Below are 15,587 nucleotides of genomic sequence, written 5' to 3'. Positions count from 1 at the left end.
CGCGACGTGTATCGGGGAACAAAAGGGCCGACGCTCGATAGGCTTCGGTGACATCAACACCGGAGTCCACCTCGCGTCGGCGTTCCCGAGTTATGGCCGGCGGTCCCCCTGCAAGGTTCCCACCTGGGCCGCGCCCACTGTATTCGGCGGGCGGTATCACGCCGAGGGCCGGGTGACCCCCGACGTCAGCCACTATTTGGCTCCTTGCCGGAGCGTTTCGTCAACACTCTTCTTCGCCGCGCCGGATGCGGGATCCCGGATCATCCCAGCACGCGATCGACGACGACCGTCACAGCGCCCAGCGTCTCGTCGACGCGCCCTTCGGCGCGCAGGATCGTCCCATGCCTCGCTCCGGCCTGGGCACGGTATGCGTCCGGGAACAGCACGCACTCGGCCAGCCCCGTCGTGTCGGCGAGCGTCATGAACAACATCAGCTCACCCTGCCTGGTCTCCACGCGGCGGTAGGCGCACGGAAGGCCGGCGACCGCCACGTTTCGGCCGACGCTGCGCTCCACCTGCGAGGCGGGAGTGACGCCCCGTAGCAACGGAAGATCCGCGGCGACGTCGAGAGGATGAGCGCTGAACCAAAGACCGCAGGCTTCTCGCTCGCCGCGTACGCGCTCGGCGAGGTCGAACTCCGGCAGCTCGGGAACGGCGATCGCGGGCCGCGGCTCGGGGCGCAGCTCCACCCCCTCGGGACCGACCAGCGCCGCCACGGGACTCGGACGCCGGGGGACGGCGGCGTGGGACGTGCGCGCCTCCAGCAACAAGGAGGGCCGGGTGCGCGCGGTCCAGTCGAGCGCTCCGCACAGGATCAGCGCTTCGAGCTCGGGGAGCGTGGGCCGCGCGCGATCGCCGAGGTCGGCGAGGCTCGCGAAGGGCCGTGCCGAGCGGGCCCTGGTGATCCGAGCCGCCGTGGTCTCGGCGAGACCCTGGACCCGCGACAGGCCGACGCGGACCGCGCCATCCTCGAGCGTCGCGTCCCACGACGAGCGCTGCACGCACGGGGCCATGAAGCGCACGCCCTGCCGCCGGAGATCGTCGACGTGCACCCAGGTCTCGTACATCCCGGCGTGATGGTTGAGGATCCCGACCGCGAACTCGGACGGCCAGTGGGTCTTGAGGTAGGCGCACTGGTACGCCAGCGTGCCGTAGCCGGCGGCGTGCGCCTTGCAGAACGCGTAGGCGCCGAACCGCGCCAGCTCACGCCACGCCGCGCGGCTCGTGTCCTCGTCGACCCCCGCGCGCCGCGCGCACTGCACGAACCCGCGCTCGAGCGAGGCGCGCTCTTCCTCGGTGCGCGCCGCGCCGATCGCCCGCCGCAGCTCGTCCCCCTCATGGAGAGGGATGCCGGCGAGCGCGGCCGCGACCCGCATCACGTCCTCTTCGTACAGCATGACGCCGTGCGTGCCGCGCAGCACCGGTTCGAGTCGCGGGTGCAGGTAAGTGGGCTGCTCCAGCCCGCGCCGGCGGCGGCAGAAGGCTTCCTTCATGCCCGACTCCGCAGGCCCGGGACGGATGAGGGCGACCGCTGCGATGGTGTCGTCGAGCGTGGTGGCCCTCAGCATCCTCATCAGGTTCCGCATGCCGGGCGACTCGAGCTGGAACGCGTTCAGCGTGTCGCCGGCCGCGAGCCGCCGGGCGGTCGCGGGGTCGGGATCGGGAATGGCTTCGACATCGATCTCGACGCCGCGACGGCGCGCCAGCGTGACGCACTCGCCGATGGTCGACAGCGCGCGGTTGCCGAGCAGATCCATCTTCACGAGCCCGATGGCCTCGATGGCGCGCATCTCGAATTGGGTGACCACGATGCCCTTGGCCGCGCGCTCGAGCGGCACGTACCAGTTGAGCGGCCGGTCGCCGATCACCACGCCGCCACAGTGGATCGACAAGTGTCGCGGCGCGCCGTCGAGCCGCTCGGCCATGGTCAGCGCGCGCGCCAGCACCGGCTCGCGCCAGTCGACGCCGCGCGCTTCCGGCAGCGCGCTCATGCGCTCGACGTAGGGGGGCTGGAGAGAGCGCGGGATGCGCTTGGCGAGTTGGTTGACGCGGCGATTCGGCACCCCCAGCGCCTTGGCGGTCTCGCGAAACGCGGAGCGGGCGCCCAGCGTGGCATGGGTCGAGATCATCGCGACGTGCTCGTCGCCGTAGGTGCGATAGACGTGCTCGATGACTTCGTCGCGCCGTTTCCAGCACAGGTCGATGTCGAGATCGGGGCAGTCCCGCCGGGCGGGATGAAGGAAGCGCTCGAAGTAGAGTCCGTAGCGGATCGGATCGACGTTGGTGATGCCGAGCACGTACGCCACGATCGATCCGGCGCCCGAGCCGCGGCCCACCGTGGGAATGCCCCGGCCGCGGGCGAACTCGACGATGTCGGCGACCAGCAGGAAGTAATCGGTGAAGCCGAGCCGCTCGATGAGTCCGAGCTCCCACTCGACGCGCTCGAGCGCGAGCGCGCGGGCGGCCCGGGCCGCGCCACGGCCGTAGCGCCGCTCGACGCCCGCCCGTCCCAGTCGCTGCAGGTAGCCTGGCCGGCTCTCGCCATCCGGCACCGGGGCGATCGGGAAGATCGGCATCCCGAGATCCAGCTCCAGCCGGCAGCGCTCGACCAGTGCTCTGTTGTTGAGCAGCGCGAGCCGCGCCGCCTCGGGAACGCCCGCGCCGGCGCAGACCGCCTGGATGCGTCGCGCCCAGGCGCCGGGCGGCGCCAGGAGCGCCGACGGGCTCGCGAACGCCTCGCGCGGCATGCGGTCCAGCAGATCGCCGGCCGCGGCCGTGACCGCGGCGCGGTGGGTCTCGTGATCGTCCGGGGCCAGCAGCAGCACGTCACCGGTGGCCACCACCGCAAGGCCGAGCGCGCGCGCCGCCGCGAGTCGCTCGGGGAGACCGCGGCGCTCTTCGGGCAACCCGCGCAGGCCGAGCCACAGACCACCCGGTCTGGCGCCGGGCCGGGGCGCGCCGGAAACCGTCCATCCGCCGGCCGCCGGCACGCCGGCCGCCAGCAGCGAGGACGCGAGTCCCGCCGACTCGACGATGATGGACAGGCCCGAGGCGCGCTCGCCGAGCGCTCGGACGAGGTCGAACTGCGGGTCGAGCGCGCGCTGCGTCAGCAGCTCGCACAAGCGCGCGTAGCCGCGGCGATCGAGCGGCAGGAGCAGAGCGGCGCGGCCGCCGTGCGCGATCTCGGCGCCGAGCAGCGGGCTCAAGCCGAGCCGGCGCGCGGTCTGGACGAAGCGGATCGCCAGGTAGAGGTTGTTGCGGTCGGTGAGCGCCAGCGCGCGGTAGCCGAGCGCCGCGGCGCGCTCCAGCAGCGCGTCGGGCGAAGCCACGCCCTCGAGCAGCGAGCCGTGCGAGCGCACGCGCAGCGGGACGAAGTCGCTCACCGCCGGGTGACCCGCGGCGCACGCGCCGCATCGGGATCTCGCCGTCGCTGAAGCGACGGGTTGTAATTCCTTGCTGTCCCCGGGGACAGTAAGAACTTACACGCGTGCTCTACCGCTCCGCGGCCTTCGGTCCGAAGCGGCGCGGCGCTTCGCCGCGAAGGCGCACCACCGGCACCTCGCCGGCGCGGAAGTTGCGCGCCACCAGCAGCTCGCGCTTGAGGCGGTTGCCCCACAGCACTTCGTCCGGCGTCAGGTCGGTCTCGTCGCTGTCGAAACGAAAGCTCGCCATCTCGAGGTCCGAGGCTTCCATCCACGCCAGCACCAGCCAGTGGCCGCGGCCCCCGGGAATCCGCAGCCAGAGCGACGCCACCTCGTAGTCGCCCACGCGCTGGAGCGACTCCTGGATCACCATGTCGTCGGTGAAATGCATGGCGTCGCGCACCGCGAGCGCGACCGGCGTCTGGTCGCTGAAGCGACCTCGCACCACCGCGGCTCCCGGCTCGACCACCATGACGGGCGTGTAACGCGCCTGCGCCAGCGCGAAGCAGAGCGCCTCGGGCCGGTGGCGCGCGATGATGACCGGGCCGCGCACGGTCCACACGAACCACAGAAGACCCGCCACGACACCGATCCCGAGCACCAGCGCGATCCACGGCCAGGCCCGCGCCGCCGTTGTGGCCATGCCGCCGACGCGCGACTCGATCGCCGCCGTCGGCAAGGGCGCTGTGAGCAGCCGGGAGACGGCGCCGCGACGCCACCGGCGCCGCTCGATCTGGGGAGGCCGGGGCTCCTGTCTTGCCGGTACAGTCATGCTGGGTTATCGGCATCGCGAGGAGCCTCGTCCAGCCCGGAAGCTAAGCCTGGTTGGGAAAGTGCGGGTTCTCGATCAGGCCCAGCAGGTTTCCGAATGGGTCGGCCACCGCGGCCACCAGGATCCCTTCGCCGACGTCGTTCGGCTCGTCGACCGCATGGGCGCCCAGGCTCAGCAGGCGGGGCCACGCGTCGTTCATGCTCTGGACCCCCCAGTACGCCTCGACGCCTCCGGGTCCAGGCTTCTTCTTGTCGTTGGCCGGATGGAGACCGAGCTCGAAGCCGCCGACGTTGAACCCCACGTAATAGGGCGTGTCGTAGTAGGGCTCGACGCCGAGCGCTTCGGCGTACCAGCGCTTGGCGCGGTCGAGGTCGTCGACGAAATAGATGGCGGTGCGCAGACCGAGCAGCTTGGATGGCTTCATGGGCTCCTCATTGAGTGAGAGACGGCGTACGCAGCACGAATCCGTGCCGATCTTCCGCCAGCCGTCCCTTGAGATGAAGGGCGCGACCCGAAACCAGCACGCCGTGTCCGTAGGCGCCCCGCACGTCGTCGAAGGCGCGCAGCAGCGACTCGCGGCGGAAGCTCGCGCCGGCGTCGAACAGCTCGCCCTGCTCGCCGACCCGTGATTCGAAGCTCGAGAGCGTGACGCCCACGCCGTGGAGCGCCACGCGGCGGGTGAACTGGCGGCGCAGCAGGTCGAGCGCGAGCGTCAGCACCACGGGATCGGCGTCGCTCGGCGCCGGCAGCGAGCGCGCCTGCTCGGCGCCTTCCTGGTCGGCATAGCGCAGTCGCACGGCCACGGTGCGTGCCTCGAGGTCGAGCTCTCGGGCCGTGCGACACGCGCGTCCAACCAGGTACTCGAGCATTCCTTCGATCTCCGCGCGATCGGCGGTGTCGCGATGAAACGACGTCTCGCGGGAAATCGACAGCGGCACCTCGCGCGCGTGGACCGGCGCGGTGTCGTTGCCGCGGCAGCGATCGAAGAGCTGGCGGCCGATGACGCCGAACAGCGCCGTGAGCGCCTCGACCGGTAGCGCGCGCAGGTCGCCGATGGTGCGCAGGTTCATGGAGCGCAGTGTCCGGGCGTGCGCCCGGCCCACCCCGGCGAGCTGCTCGATGGGACGATCGCGCAGGAAGGCGTCGGCGTCAGCCGCCAGCAGCCGCGCGAGCCCGTCGGGCTTGGACGTCTTGCCGATGAGCTTCGCCAGCATCCGATTGGGTCCGAGGCCGCAGGTCACCGTGAGGCCGGTATCCTCGCGGACCCGCTGCTTGAGCGACCGCGCGGCTTCGAGCAGATCGCCGTGGAGTCGGCCGGTGCCGGTGAGATCGCAGTAGGCCTCGTCGAGAAAGGTCTCGACGCTGGGCGAGATTTCGCGGCAGCGCTCGAATATGGCCTCCGCGAAGCTGCGATAGATCTGAGCGTGTCCCTCGAGGATGACGGCCTGCGGGCAGAGACGCCGTGCCTCGCCGAGCGGCATGCCGGCGCGAAGCCCGAAACGCCGCGCCTCGTACGAGCACGACGCGATCACGCCCGCGCCCACGATCACCGGCTGGCCCGCGAGACGCGGATCGCGCAGCTGCTCGATGGCGGCGAAGAAGGCGTCGATGTCGACGTGCAGCACGGCGCGATCCGTCGCGGCCGGCATCATCCCTCCAGCGTGACCGTGTCGAGCCACCACACCATGTCGGCGGACTGCAACTGCAGCTGGTACACGTCGCCGCTCTGGTCGGTGATCGAGAAGAAGAACGTGGGATGACGGCCGGTGCGCTCGACCCAGCGCGCGTTGACGCGCGAGACGCTGTGCTCGCGGCGCTGGCGGCGGAAGGCGATGGGTGAAACGACCCCCCCCTGGAAGTCCGCGCGCACGCTGACCGCTTCGTCGATCCGCTCGATGTGGAGTTCGGGCATCGGTCTGGCTCCTGGCGAGAGCCAGCATAGTGCACGTATGTGCAGTTTTCAAGACCTCTCGAGTCGGGCTTCAATCCGGCCGAACTCTTGCGATGGAGATGGGTATGGCAGTGCTCGGAGGAGCGATGAGACGACTGATGGCGGCAGCACTGGTGATGGCGGTGGCATCGAGCGTTTGGGCGGCGCCTGCCGGGCTTCAGTCCTCCACCCTCGGCCAGGGTCCGACGCTGGTCATGCTCCACAACCTCGGCGGCACGCGCACGGGATGGATGCCCACCGCGCGCAAGCTCCTGCCGAACTATCGCGTCGTGCTCGTGGATCTGCCGGGACACGGCTCGAGCCCCATGCCGAATCCGTTCACGCTCCAGGCGGGCGCCGCGGCGATCGACGCGGTGCTGGCGGCGCAGAAGGCGGAGAGCACGATCGTCGTGGGCCAGGGCATGGGTGCCTTGATGGCGATGCTGGCGCTGGAGGCGCACCCCGAGCGGGCGCGGGGGCTGGTGGCGATCGAGATGACGCTCAAGAAGCAATTCTCGGTGAATGACCAGATGCTCGACCGCTTCATGGCCCAGATCGATCTGAACTACGACAAGTTCCTCAAGAGCATGTACCTCGGTCTGGGCCGCGACTCGGCTCAAGGCGTCGCGATCCACGCACAGGCCGCCCAGGTGCCGGCGCCGACCATGAAGTCCTACTTCCGGGAGATGATGACTTTCGACCCGGCCGAGAAGGCGCAGACGGTGAGAACGCCGATGCTGCTCATCGCCACCGATCGCCTGTGGGCCGGCAAGGACTCCGCCACGGTCGCCACCTCGCTGGGGTATGAGGCGCTGCAGTCGCCCTTCACCCTGCGCCGTCTCGAGAAGGCCGGCCTCCTGGCGCCCAGCGAGCAACCGGATTCGCTCGCCGCCTGGATTGGCCGCTTCAGCCGCCAGATGCTCGCCGCCAAGCCCAAGTAGCGAGCCCCGCCACTCTCGAGGCTCCACCTTCAGCCGCGCAACACCTGCGCCGATAACCCTTCCGCGCCCCATGGACTGGGGACGCGGAGGGATGGACCTTTGGCGCGACGTCTGTTGCTCCTGCTCGTGATCCTCGCGGCGGTCGTCATCGTCTGCCGCCAGAGCTTGCGTCCCCCCCGGACGCCTTCGTACTACGCATTCGGCCAGGGACCCACCGTGGTCATGGTCCATGGGCTCGGGAGCCAGATGCAGCACTGGCTCCCGACTGCGCGCATCCTCGCGCGTCATCATCGCGTGGTGCTGGTCGAGCTGCCGGGACACGGCCTGTCGCCGATGCCCGCGCCGTTCAGCCTCGAGCAGGCCGCGGCGACGCTCGACGAGGCGATCCGGGACGCGACCGACGGTCCCGTGGTGCTCGTGGGCCATTCGGTCGGAGGACTGGTCGCGGCGAAGGAAGCGCTGCTCCATCCCGAGCGCGTGCGCGGGCTGGTGCTGATCGAGACCGCGCTCAAGCCGCAGATCCCTCCGGGTCCTCGCGAAGTGATGCTGGCGCGCCTCGACCATGACTACGACCGCCTGATCCACGAAGCCTACCTGAGCTTCGGCCGCGATTCGCTCCAGGGCGAGCGGCTCTACGCCGAGGTCGCGCGCATGGAGCCGATCATGGTGAAGTCCTGGATCCGGCTCGCGCTGTTCGCCGATCTCGCGGGGCAGATGCGTAAGCTCTTGCCGCCGATGCTCGCCGTCCTGGCGCCGCATTCATGGGAAGCCAAGGAGACCTGGCCGCAAGTCGCGAAGGCGCTCGGCTACGACGGCGTGCCGCGTGTCGAGCCGGTGCGGGTCGAGAACGCCGGTCACTTCCTCATGCTCGATCAGCCGCAGACCTTGGCCGAGCACATCGCGCGATTCGTGCTCGGTGCGTCGCCGAGCACGGTGGTCTCCACGCTGGCGCGGTGAAGCACGAAGGCCCCGGACCGAAGTCCGGGGCCTCGTGAAAACCTGCGGAAAAGATCTACCGGAGCGCCAGCTCCTTCATGGCCTTCGCGATCCTGAACTTGAGAACCGTCTTGGCCGGAATCTTGATGGGCTCGCCGGTTTGGGGATTGCGGCCCATGCGAGCCTTGCGCTTGACCACGACCAGCTTGCCAACGCCGGGGAACACGAAGCCGTTCTTCGCCTGCTTCGCGGCCAAGGTCGCCAGCTCCTCGAGGATCTGAACGCTCTGCTTCTTGGTGATCTCGAACTTGTCGGCGATGTGGCTGGCGATCTGGGACTTGGTCATCATCTTCGCCATGAGGTCCTTCCTTTCCATGAGAAGGGTGCGAGACGATCGCGCGGGACGTTGCCCGCGTTCGCTCGCTTGTATAGCAAGCGGAACCGCAGTTTCAAAGGGAATTATCGACCCCAGGTCGATTTCGGCCCGGTCTGGAGCGGTCGAAAGAGCTTGCATAATCCAGGCCGCGCCAAATGCGGTCGGAATCGAGGTCGCTCGGCGATCGAGCGTCAGTCGAGCCGGACGATCCGTCGCGTGACCGCGGCGCCGTCTTCGTGAGACACGCGGAGGTAGTAGGCGCCCGCGCGCACGGATGAGCCCCGCGAGTCGCGACCGTCCCACATGAGCGTCACGCGTCCGCTCGAAGCCTCTCGCTCGGGCAGGCGCAAGACGCGGCGGCCGAAGGCGTCGAAGACCTCCGCGCGCAGCCGCCCCGGTCGCGAAACTTCTGCAATGAAACGCACTTCGCCGCGACTCGGATTCGGCGTGGGACCTCGCAGCGCGAGCCGCGGCGGGGCCGGCAAGTTCTCCACCGCGACCGGAATCTGGTTGAGATCGAACTTCCACTGAGAGCGTCCATGCGTGGCCGCCACCAGGGTGCGGGAGGCGTGATGGAGGGTGAGATCGGCGACCGGAACCAGCGGCAGCCCCACGCCCAGGGGGTACCACGTCCCGCCCAGATCGCGGCTGGTGAATACGCCGATGTCGGTGGCCAGGTAGAGGCGGTTTGTATTTCCGGGATCGACCAGGATGTCGTTTGCGGGCACGTCGGGCAGGTTGCCGTCGATCGGCGCCCAGGTGTCGCCGGCGTTGGTGCTGCGGTAGACGTGGGCGCCGAACTCGTCCTGGTTGTAGCCCGAGAGCGTGACATAGACCACCTCGGGATCGACCGGATCGGCGGTCACGCGCGTCACCCAGCGGATCGGCAGTCCGGCGGTCACGTCCTGCCAGGTCGAGGCCCTGTTCTTGGATCGCCACACCCGTCCGTCGTCGGTGCCGGCGTAGAGGTAATTGGAGTTCGAGGGTGCGATGTCGAGCGTCGTGATGGTGCTGTAGGCGAGGTTGCCGACCTGGTTGTTGGTGGTGAGGTCGTTGCTCACCGGCACGTAATTCAACCCGTTGTCGATGCTCATGTACACGCGTTGGCTGCCGGCGATCAGCATGTTGTGATCGCTCGGCGCCATCACGAAAGGCGCATTCCAGTTGTAGCGATCCCCCGGGCTGAATCCTGAGGGCTGGGCGAAGCTGGCGCCTCCATTCGTGGAGCGCAGAGGCCCGCGGCCCGAGCTCATGTTCTGGTATTCGCCGAACATGATGTTGGGGTTGGTGGGGTCCACGGCGCAGTAGAAGCCGTCGCCGCCGATGTTGAGGGCATACCACGCGGTGGGCGCCGAGTTGGTGGCGTTGGTGCCGTTGTCCTGCGCGCCGCCCAGGAGCTTCGAAGGATTGGAGGGATCGATGGTGCCGGCGTAGAACTGCATGGTCGGCAGGTCGAGCGACGGGGTCCAGCTTCCGAGGGGGGACCCCGACCAGAATCCGCCGTCGCAGCCCACGTAGAGCTGCGAGGGGTTCGACGGGTTGATCCAGATCGCGTGGAAGTCGACGTGCGCGTTGCCGGTGATGGTGTTGAAGCTGACGCCGCCATTGGTCGAGCGCGCGAGATTCTGACCGAGGCAGAAGACTTCGTCAGGGTTGGTCGGCGAGACCCGCATGTCGCCGAAATACCAGCCAAAGCCTCCGAAGATGCCGGAGAAGCTGGATGCCGCCATCTGGGTCCAGCTCGCCCCGCCGTTCAGGCTGCGCCAGAAGCCCAGACCATTGTGGCCCTGCGCGAGGCCGCCGACGATCTGGGCGTAGATCGTCGAAGGCCGGCTCGGCGCCAGGCCGAGCGCGATGCGACCCACGTTGTCCGAAGGCGGCGGCAGCCCGCTGGTGAGCCTCGTCCAGGTCGTGCCGCTGTTGGTGCTGATCCAGATGCCCGACCCCGGGCCGAAGCTCCTGCGGTACGTGCCGCGGCGAATGCGCTCCCAGCTCGCGCAGTAGACGGTCTCGCTGTGCGAGGGATTGAACACCACGTCGCACACACCGGTGCTGTCGTTCACGAACAGCACCTTGCTCCAGCTCTGCCCGCCATCCTCGCTCCGGTAGAGCCCGCGATGGGGTCCGGTGCTGAATTGCGCGCCCATCGCCGCGACCATGATGCGATTGGGGTTGGCGGGGTCCACCGCGACGCGCGCGATGCGGCGGGTCTCCTGCAGGCCCAGGGAGGTCCAGGCCTGTCCGGCGTTGGTCGAGCGAAAGACTCCCGCGCCGTCGTAGTTGTCGATCGCCGCGTTGGCCTCGCCGGTGCCGGCGTAGACGACGTTGCTGTTCGAGGGGTCGAGCGCGAGCGCGCCGATCGAGAGCACCTCACTGAAGACCGGCGTCCAGTTGGTTCCGGAGTTCGTGGACTTGAACACCCCGCCGGCCGCCGATCCCAGATAGACCGTGGTTCCGCCGGGGACGACCGCGAGCGCGGTGGCGCGTCCGGCGATGTTGAACGGCCCCGCTTCGCTCCAGTAGGGGCTGCCCGCCTGGGTCATGTCGAGCGCGGCGCGCTCGACGCGTGCCCAGCTCAGCGCTTCCTGGTAGGCCTCCTGGTCGATGGTTTCATTCGGGAAAGCGCGCTGCATGCCGAACCAGTCGCTCGGGTACTTCTCGGCCTCGTGCTCGACCACCGGCGGGGCGGGGGCATGGTGCAGATCGGGGACGAATACCAGCCATGCGGCCAGGAGGAGCAGGGCGAGGTTGGACGGGATGCGGGTTGGAGAGGCCGGGCGCACGGGTCAAGGCTACCACGGCCCTCAGCGATGGTTCTTGCGGATCATCAGCTTGAGTCCGCTATGGCTCTCGGAGAAGGCCACCACCTTGACGTCGACCAGCCGGAGCTCCAGCGCAGCGGCGCGCACGTCGTCCTCCCTCAAGGTCGGGACGCCCTTCTTCCAGATCACCCAGATCGCACCGTCCCGCTTCATCGCCTGCTCGAGCCTGGCCAGCCGCGACAGCTCGGCCCGCTGGGTGACTCCGAAGAAGACCAGGTCCGAGTTCTTCTTCACCTTGCCCACCACCAGCTCGGCCGCGCGGGCTCCGGCGTCCTTCAGGAAGCCCGGATCGTCCACTCCCAGCACGGATACCACCTGGCCTGCCTTGACGCCGAGCTTGTCGATCACGGGTTTGGGGTAGCGGATCTTGAGCGCCCAGGTCTCGGCCTTGGATCCGAGCTCGAGCTTCGCCGTCTCGTCCGCGGTCCGAACTTCGAGCACGCCCCGAGCGGCCACGACGGACTTCATGCGCGCGAATGGAATGACGAAGCCCAGGTCCTCACCTTTGAAGCGGAGCTCCGTGGTCTCGAGCCGGGCGAGACCCTCTCCGACCTGACGCTTGTAGCGTGCGGTGCAGCGCGCTTCGAGTCCCATGCTCAGACTCCTGCCGGGAGAGGCCCGGGGGTGATCCCTTCTCCCAGGCCGTCACCGAGCGCCTCGAGGTACGAATCCATGGTCGAGGTGTAGCCGAAGAAGAAGCGCGCCATCGTGCGCATCGGCGGCGGCTTGATCTCACCGTCCTCGGTCACGGTCACGCGCGTGCCGTTGCCTTCGCGAGTGATCTTCCAGGTCCATGTCCCGCCGAATGGCAGGCTCGGATCGGCGATGCGCGTGACCATCAGGCGCGGCGGCTCCATCGACTCGATCTCGAGCGGCATGCCCCACTTGCCTTCGAACTGATAGACGGGGTGCCCGTCACGGTCCGGCAGCCGTCGCACACCGGTGACCTCGGGCGCCCACCGAGCGTAGTTCGGGAAGTCGCTGAGCACCGCCCACACCTGCTCGGGACGGTTCGCGAACCTGGCGGAGCGCGTCGCCTGGTGACGGCGGGGAATCACCAGGCCGATGCACCACGCCAGGGCGACCAGTCCGAGGATGCCGACCAGAATCGACAGCAGCAGCTTCATGAGGCCTCCTTTCGAGCGCGAGAGCGGCGTTCGGCGAGCCCGCCGCGTCCGGCCTGGGCAAGAGCGTGCATCTGCCTCTGAGCGGCCTGGGCCAGCAGCGCCAGACCCTCGAGCGCCCGGGTCCGCTCGGCGGTGGAGAGCTGGGCGAGCATCTGCGCGACCCGCTCGGGATCGAGCACCGAGGAGGCGTCGCGCACGCGCTGCCCGGCGGGGGAGAGCAACAGGTTCACACGGCGGCCATCGCGCGCGTCGCGGCCCCGGATCACATAGCCCTGGCGCACCAGCCGTTCGATACCGAGCGACATGGTGGACGCCGTGACTCCCATGTGATGCGCGAGCTCGACCAGGCCCGTCGGCTCGACCTCGTCGAGATGATCGAGAATGCTGGCCTGGTGGGCGCTCAGCACGCGTCGCGTCCGGGGATCCCGGACGTGACGCTGGTGGCACGCGAAGTAGATCCGCGGGTAGAGATCCATCAGTCGCCGGCCATCTCGGGCGGACATGGAAGGCAGCGTAGGGCTGGTAGTTTGGTTCGTCAAATCAAAATGGATGCCGCCGGCTCGGATGCGTCGCTCGACACCGGATCGCGCCTTCCTATAATGCGGCGCGCTCATCGAGACATCGAGCCCCTCCAGGAGACCCTCCCATGAGCTTCCTGTTCGATCTGCCTCTGCTCCTGTCCGGTCCCCTCGTGATCGGCGGGCTGGTCCTGGTGGGGAATCTCGGCCTCCACTGGTTCCGCAAGCACCGGCTTCCACGCCTGAAGTTCGGCGAAGGCGATGGGGATTTCCTCGCCGCGGTGCTGGCTTCGATCATGGTGTTCTACGGGCTCGCGACGGCGCTGATCGCGGTGCATGTCTTCGAGATCCACCAGAGGGTCAAGGAGATCACCAAGCACGAAGCGACGTCGCTGGCGGTTCTCTACCGCAACGTGAGCGAGTATCCAGAGCCGGCGAGCACCGAGCTGCGCCTGCACCTCCGTGCGTACACGTACCAGGTCATCCATTCGGCATGGCCGCTTCTGCGACGAGGGAAGATCCCGGTGGAAGGGGTCATGTACATGAACCGCTTCCAGTCGACGCTCATGAGGTTCGAGCCGACGACCGAGGCGCAGAAAGTTCTCGCGCTCAATGCGATTGCCGCCTACAACGAGATGATCCAGGTCCGCAACATGCGGATCGACTCGGTGGACAGAGCGCTCCCGGGAGTCATGTGGCTGGTGATCGTTCTGGGCGCCTTGATCAGCCTCGTCTCGGCGTACTACTTCCCGGTTCACGACTCACACGTTCACCACGTCCAGGTCAGCTTGCTGGCGGGATTCATCGGCCTCGTGATCTTCCTGGTCCTGGCCCTCGATCGTCCATTCCACGGCGATCTCGGCGTGGAACCTCATGCCTACGAGATCATCTACAAGCAGCTGATGGAGCGCTGAGCCCCAGGGGTCCCGGTTCGACGGCTGGCAGCGACGGACCGGCGAAGCATGACGGCGTCTGACTCGAGGAGGTTCCATGAGCCTCAGCAAGTGGGTTCGGAAGATCCACCGCTGGCTTTCGATCATCTTCACGGTGACCGTCATCGCGAACTTCATTGCCCTGGGCCAGGGCGGTGGGAAGATGCCACCTCCCTGGATCACCTACTCGCCGTTGTTTCCACTGGCTCTGCTCCTGTTGACCGGTCTCTACATGTTCGTGCTCCCGTATGCCACCAGGTGGCGCAGCGGCTGGCGCGCGAATTGAACGCACGGTGGAGGTGCACATGAAGAAGTCCGTCCCTGTGGAATCCGCGTCGGCCTTGATCGACGAGAGGATCGAGGAGCTGGGAGGGTGGCGCGGGAAGACGCTCGCAAGAGTGCGGAAGATCATCCACGCCGCGGATCCCGACATCGTCGAGGAGTGGAAGTGGGGGATCCCGGTCTGGTCTCACGACGGCATCGTGTGCACGGGGGAGACGTACAAGAACGCCGTCAAGATGACCTTCGCCAAGGGAGCGGCGCTGAAGGATCCTTCCCGCCTCTTCAACTCCAGCCTCGAGGGAAACGTCCGCCGCGCCATCGACATCCACGAAGGCGAGAAGATCGATGAGGCGGCCCTGAAAGCACTCGTCCGCGCGGCCGTGATGCTCAATCTCGAGGGCAAGAGCAAGCCGAAGGCTGGACGCAGCAAGCGGACTCGGTAGGTATCCAAGAGTCCCATAGCTGCCGGCCCTGATCGTGGGCAAGGCTCGCGTTCATGGAAGGTCGCCGCCGTGTCGCGACGATCCTGATCCTGATCGTCAATGTGGGCCTCTTCGCCTGGGGCCTGATGGCGGCCGCGTTCCTCGATCGTCTGATCGGGCCTGGCGGCAAATCGATTCTTCCTGCCGGTTACGAGGGCTTCTCCAGAGAGTCATGGGCGGAGCTGATGAGGACCGCCCCCATGGCCGCCGCGTACATGGAAGTGCTCTTCCGGACGTACGGCATGTACAACGTGGCCCTGGGGCTGATGGGGAGCCTCATCGCCGTCACCGCCTTTCGGCGGGGCGATGGCTGGGCGTGGTGGGCACTGCTCCTCGGCAACACGGTCGCGTTGGTGTCGGCCATGACCTACGACAAAGTCGTGAACGCCATCGGACCGTTCGAGCTCACGGAGTACCTGGGCATCGCGCTCGTCTGGGGAGCCCTCGCCGTCACCGCTCCGTTTCTCGCGCCGCGTGGCGCGGCGAGCGTTCCGAGCGTTTCGAGCGCTTCGAGGTGATCTCGTGGCGATCGACTCCTACAAATACGTCGATTTCGCCACGCGGCAGATCATGAAGGCGTGGGCCGCGCGCCAGGAGCCCGGCGTGATTCCCTTCACGCCGCTCTCGAAGCCACTGCGAGACTGCACGGTCGCTCTCGTCTCCACGGCCGGGATCGCGCGCAACGACGACCGCCCGTTCGATCAGGAGGGCGAGAGGCGGAATCCATGGTGGGGCGATCCGAGCTTCCGGAAGATCTCGCTGGGCACGACCGAGAAGGACATCCGCATCTACCACCTTCACATCGATCCGAAGTTCGGCGAGGCCGATCTCGACGTCGTGCTGCCGATGCGACGTCTGGCCGAGCTGGCAAACGAAGGCGTGGTGGGGCGGCCAGCACCGACGCACTACTCGACCATGGGGTACATCCTCGACCCCACCGAGGTGGTGGAGAAGACGGCCCCTGCCATCGCCGCGGCCATGCATCGCGAAGACGTCGACGCGGCCGTCCTCGTGCCCGTCTGACCCTTCTGCTCCCGGTCCGTCGGA

At 68.1% G+C, this 15,587-nt stretch carries 17 protein-coding genes; 7 read left to right on the top strand and 10 right to left on the bottom strand.

The genetic code is table 11. The annotated features are described in order from the left end of the window. Positions 1 to 260 precede the first annotated feature (260 nt). The 5 genes from VFQ05_09555 to VFQ05_09535 form a co-directional block, all read right to left on the bottom strand. Entirely contained in the window at positions 261 to 3,383 is a 3,123-nt protein-coding gene (locus tag VFQ05_09555) for a DNA polymerase III subunit alpha (protein ID HET9327005.1), read from the bottom strand. 109 nt (positions 3,384 to 3,492) lie between these two features. Then, entirely contained in the window at positions 3,493 to 4,194 is a 702-nt protein-coding gene (locus VFQ05_09550) for a hypothetical protein (protein ID HET9327004.1), read from the bottom strand. 43 nt (positions 4,195 to 4,237) lie between these two features. Continuing rightward, complete coding sequence (locus VFQ05_09545; GenBank protein ID HET9327003.1) at positions 4,238 to 4,618, bottom strand: VOC family protein; 381 nt, start codon at positions 4,616 to 4,618, stop codon at positions 4,238 to 4,240. Between the two features lie 7 nt (positions 4,619 to 4,625). Continuing rightward, positions 4,626 to 5,843, bottom strand: a complete 1,218-nt coding sequence (locus VFQ05_09540) for a DNA polymerase IV (GenBank protein HET9327002.1) — start codon at positions 5,841 to 5,843, stop codon at positions 4,626 to 4,628. Then, positions 5,843 to 6,106, bottom strand: coding sequence for a hypothetical protein (locus VFQ05_09535; GenBank protein HET9327001.1), 264 nt, complete (start codon positions 6,104 to 6,106; stop codon positions 5,843 to 5,845). Before VFQ05_09535 ends, VFQ05_09540 begins: the two co-directional genes overlap by 1 nt. A gap of 125 nt (positions 6,107 to 6,231) precedes the next feature. On the opposite strand from VFQ05_09535, the gene VFQ05_09530 reads away from it, so the two are divergent. Together VFQ05_09530 and VFQ05_09525 are read left to right on the top strand one after the other, a co-directional pair. Next, positions 6,232 to 7,065, top strand: coding sequence for an alpha/beta hydrolase (locus tag VFQ05_09530; GenBank protein ID HET9327000.1), 834 nt, complete (start codon positions 6,232 to 6,234; stop codon positions 7,063 to 7,065). Between the two features lie 99 nt (positions 7,066 to 7,164). Further along, entirely contained in the window at positions 7,165 to 8,022 is an 858-nt protein-coding gene (locus VFQ05_09525) for an alpha/beta hydrolase (GenBank protein ID HET9326999.1), read from the top strand. 55 nt (positions 8,023 to 8,077) lie between these two features. Here VFQ05_09525 and VFQ05_09520 read toward each other — a convergent pair whose 3' ends face one another. The 5 genes from VFQ05_09520 to VFQ05_09500 form a co-directional block, all read right to left on the bottom strand. Beyond that, complete coding sequence (locus VFQ05_09520) at positions 8,078 to 8,359, bottom strand: HU family DNA-binding protein (GenBank protein ID HET9326998.1); 282 nt, start codon at positions 8,357 to 8,359, stop codon at positions 8,078 to 8,080. A gap of 209 nt (positions 8,360 to 8,568) precedes the next feature. Beyond that, positions 8,569 to 11,160 (bottom strand): FlgD immunoglobulin-like domain containing protein, encoded by a 2,592-nt coding sequence (locus VFQ05_09515; protein HET9326997.1) that lies wholly within the window; start codon positions 11,158 to 11,160, stop codon positions 8,569 to 8,571. A gap of 21 nt (positions 11,161 to 11,181) precedes the next feature. Next, positions 11,182 to 11,793, bottom strand: a complete 612-nt coding sequence (locus tag VFQ05_09510; protein HET9326996.1) for a hypothetical protein — start codon at positions 11,791 to 11,793, stop codon at positions 11,182 to 11,184. A gap of 2 nt (positions 11,794 to 11,795) precedes the next feature. Continuing rightward, entirely contained in the window at positions 11,796 to 12,326 is a 531-nt protein-coding gene (locus tag VFQ05_09505; protein ID HET9326995.1) for an SRPBCC family protein, read from the bottom strand. Further along, entirely contained in the window at positions 12,323 to 12,829 is a 507-nt protein-coding gene (locus VFQ05_09500; GenBank protein HET9326994.1) for a MarR family winged helix-turn-helix transcriptional regulator, read from the bottom strand. Before VFQ05_09500 ends, VFQ05_09505 begins: the two co-directional genes overlap by 4 nt. A gap of 143 nt (positions 12,830 to 12,972) precedes the next feature. On the opposite strand from VFQ05_09500, the gene VFQ05_09495 reads away from it, so the two are divergent. The 5 genes from VFQ05_09495 to VFQ05_09475 all read left to right on the top strand — a co-directional run bounded on the left by VFQ05_09495 (position 12,973) and on the right by VFQ05_09475 (position 15,563). Further along, positions 12,973 to 13,758, top strand: a complete 786-nt coding sequence (locus VFQ05_09495; GenBank protein HET9326993.1) for a DUF4239 domain-containing protein — start codon at positions 12,973 to 12,975, stop codon at positions 13,756 to 13,758. Between the two features lie 76 nt (positions 13,759 to 13,834). After that, a complete protein-coding gene (locus VFQ05_09490) occupies positions 13,835 to 14,062 on the top strand; it encodes a hypothetical protein (GenBank protein ID HET9326992.1) in 228 nt (75 codons plus the stop codon). Positions 14,063 to 14,081: 19 nt separating this feature from the next. Beyond that, complete coding sequence (locus VFQ05_09485) at positions 14,082 to 14,501, top strand: DUF1801 domain-containing protein (GenBank protein ID HET9326991.1); 420 nt, start codon at positions 14,082 to 14,084, stop codon at positions 14,499 to 14,501. Between the two features lie 53 nt (positions 14,502 to 14,554). Then, on the top strand, positions 14,555 to 15,058 hold the full coding sequence (locus VFQ05_09480) for a hypothetical protein (GenBank protein HET9326990.1): 504 nt from the start codon (positions 14,555 to 14,557) through the stop codon (positions 15,056 to 15,058). A gap of 4 nt (positions 15,059 to 15,062) precedes the next feature. Continuing rightward, a complete protein-coding gene (locus VFQ05_09475; GenBank protein HET9326989.1) occupies positions 15,063 to 15,563 on the top strand; it encodes a glycine/sarcosine/betaine reductase selenoprotein B family protein in 501 nt (166 codons plus the stop codon). Positions 15,564 to 15,587 lie beyond the last annotated feature (24 nt).

The organism is Candidatus Eisenbacteria bacterium (assembly GCA_035712145.1).
Classification (GTDB): domain Bacteria; phylum Eisenbacteria; class RBG-16-71-46; order RBG-16-71-46; family RBG-16-71-46; genus DASTBI01.
The sequence above is the reverse complement of the archived record's forward strand: the minus strand, read 5'-3'. Positions and strand labels throughout refer to the sequence as shown.

Coding starts and splice junctions, on each gene's coding strand:
- VFQ05_09550 (HET9327004.1), bottom strand. CDS start 4,194: ATGACTGTACCGGCAAGACAGGAGCCCCGGCCTCCCCAGATCGAGCGG.
- VFQ05_09545 (HET9327003.1), bottom strand. CDS start 4,618: ATGAAGCCATCCAAGCTGCTCGGTCTGCGCACCGCCATCTATTTCGTC.
- VFQ05_09540 (HET9327002.1), bottom strand. CDS start 5,843: ATGCCGGCCGCGACGGATCGCGCCGTGCTGCACGTCGACATCGACGCC.
- VFQ05_09535 (HET9327001.1), bottom strand. CDS start 6,106: ATGCCCGAACTCCACATCGAGCGGATCGACGAAGCGGTCAGCGTGCGC.
- VFQ05_09530 (HET9327000.1), top strand. CDS start 6,232: ATGAGACGACTGATGGCGGCAGCACTGGTGATGGCGGTGGCATCGAGC.
- VFQ05_09520 (HET9326998.1), bottom strand. CDS start 8,359: ATGGCGAAGATGATGACCAAGTCCCAGATCGCCAGCCACATCGCCGAC.
- VFQ05_09510 (HET9326996.1), bottom strand. CDS start 11,793: ATGGGACTCGAAGCGCGCTGCACCGCACGCTACAAGCGTCAGGTCGGA.
- VFQ05_09505 (HET9326995.1), bottom strand. CDS start 12,326: ATGAAGCTGCTGCTGTCGATTCTGGTCGGCATCCTCGGACTGGTCGCC.
- VFQ05_09500 (HET9326994.1), bottom strand. CDS start 12,829: ATGTCCGCCCGAGATGGCCGGCGACTGATGGATCTCTACCCGCGGATC.
- VFQ05_09495 (HET9326993.1), top strand. CDS start 12,973: ATGAGCTTCCTGTTCGATCTGCCTCTGCTCCTGTCCGGTCCCCTCGTG.
- VFQ05_09490 (HET9326992.1), top strand. CDS start 13,835: ATGAGCCTCAGCAAGTGGGTTCGGAAGATCCACCGCTGGCTTTCGATC.
- VFQ05_09485 (HET9326991.1), top strand. CDS start 14,082: ATGAAGAAGTCCGTCCCTGTGGAATCCGCGTCGGCCTTGATCGACGAG.
- VFQ05_09480 (HET9326990.1), top strand. CDS start 14,555: ATGGAAGGTCGCCGCCGTGTCGCGACGATCCTGATCCTGATCGTCAAT.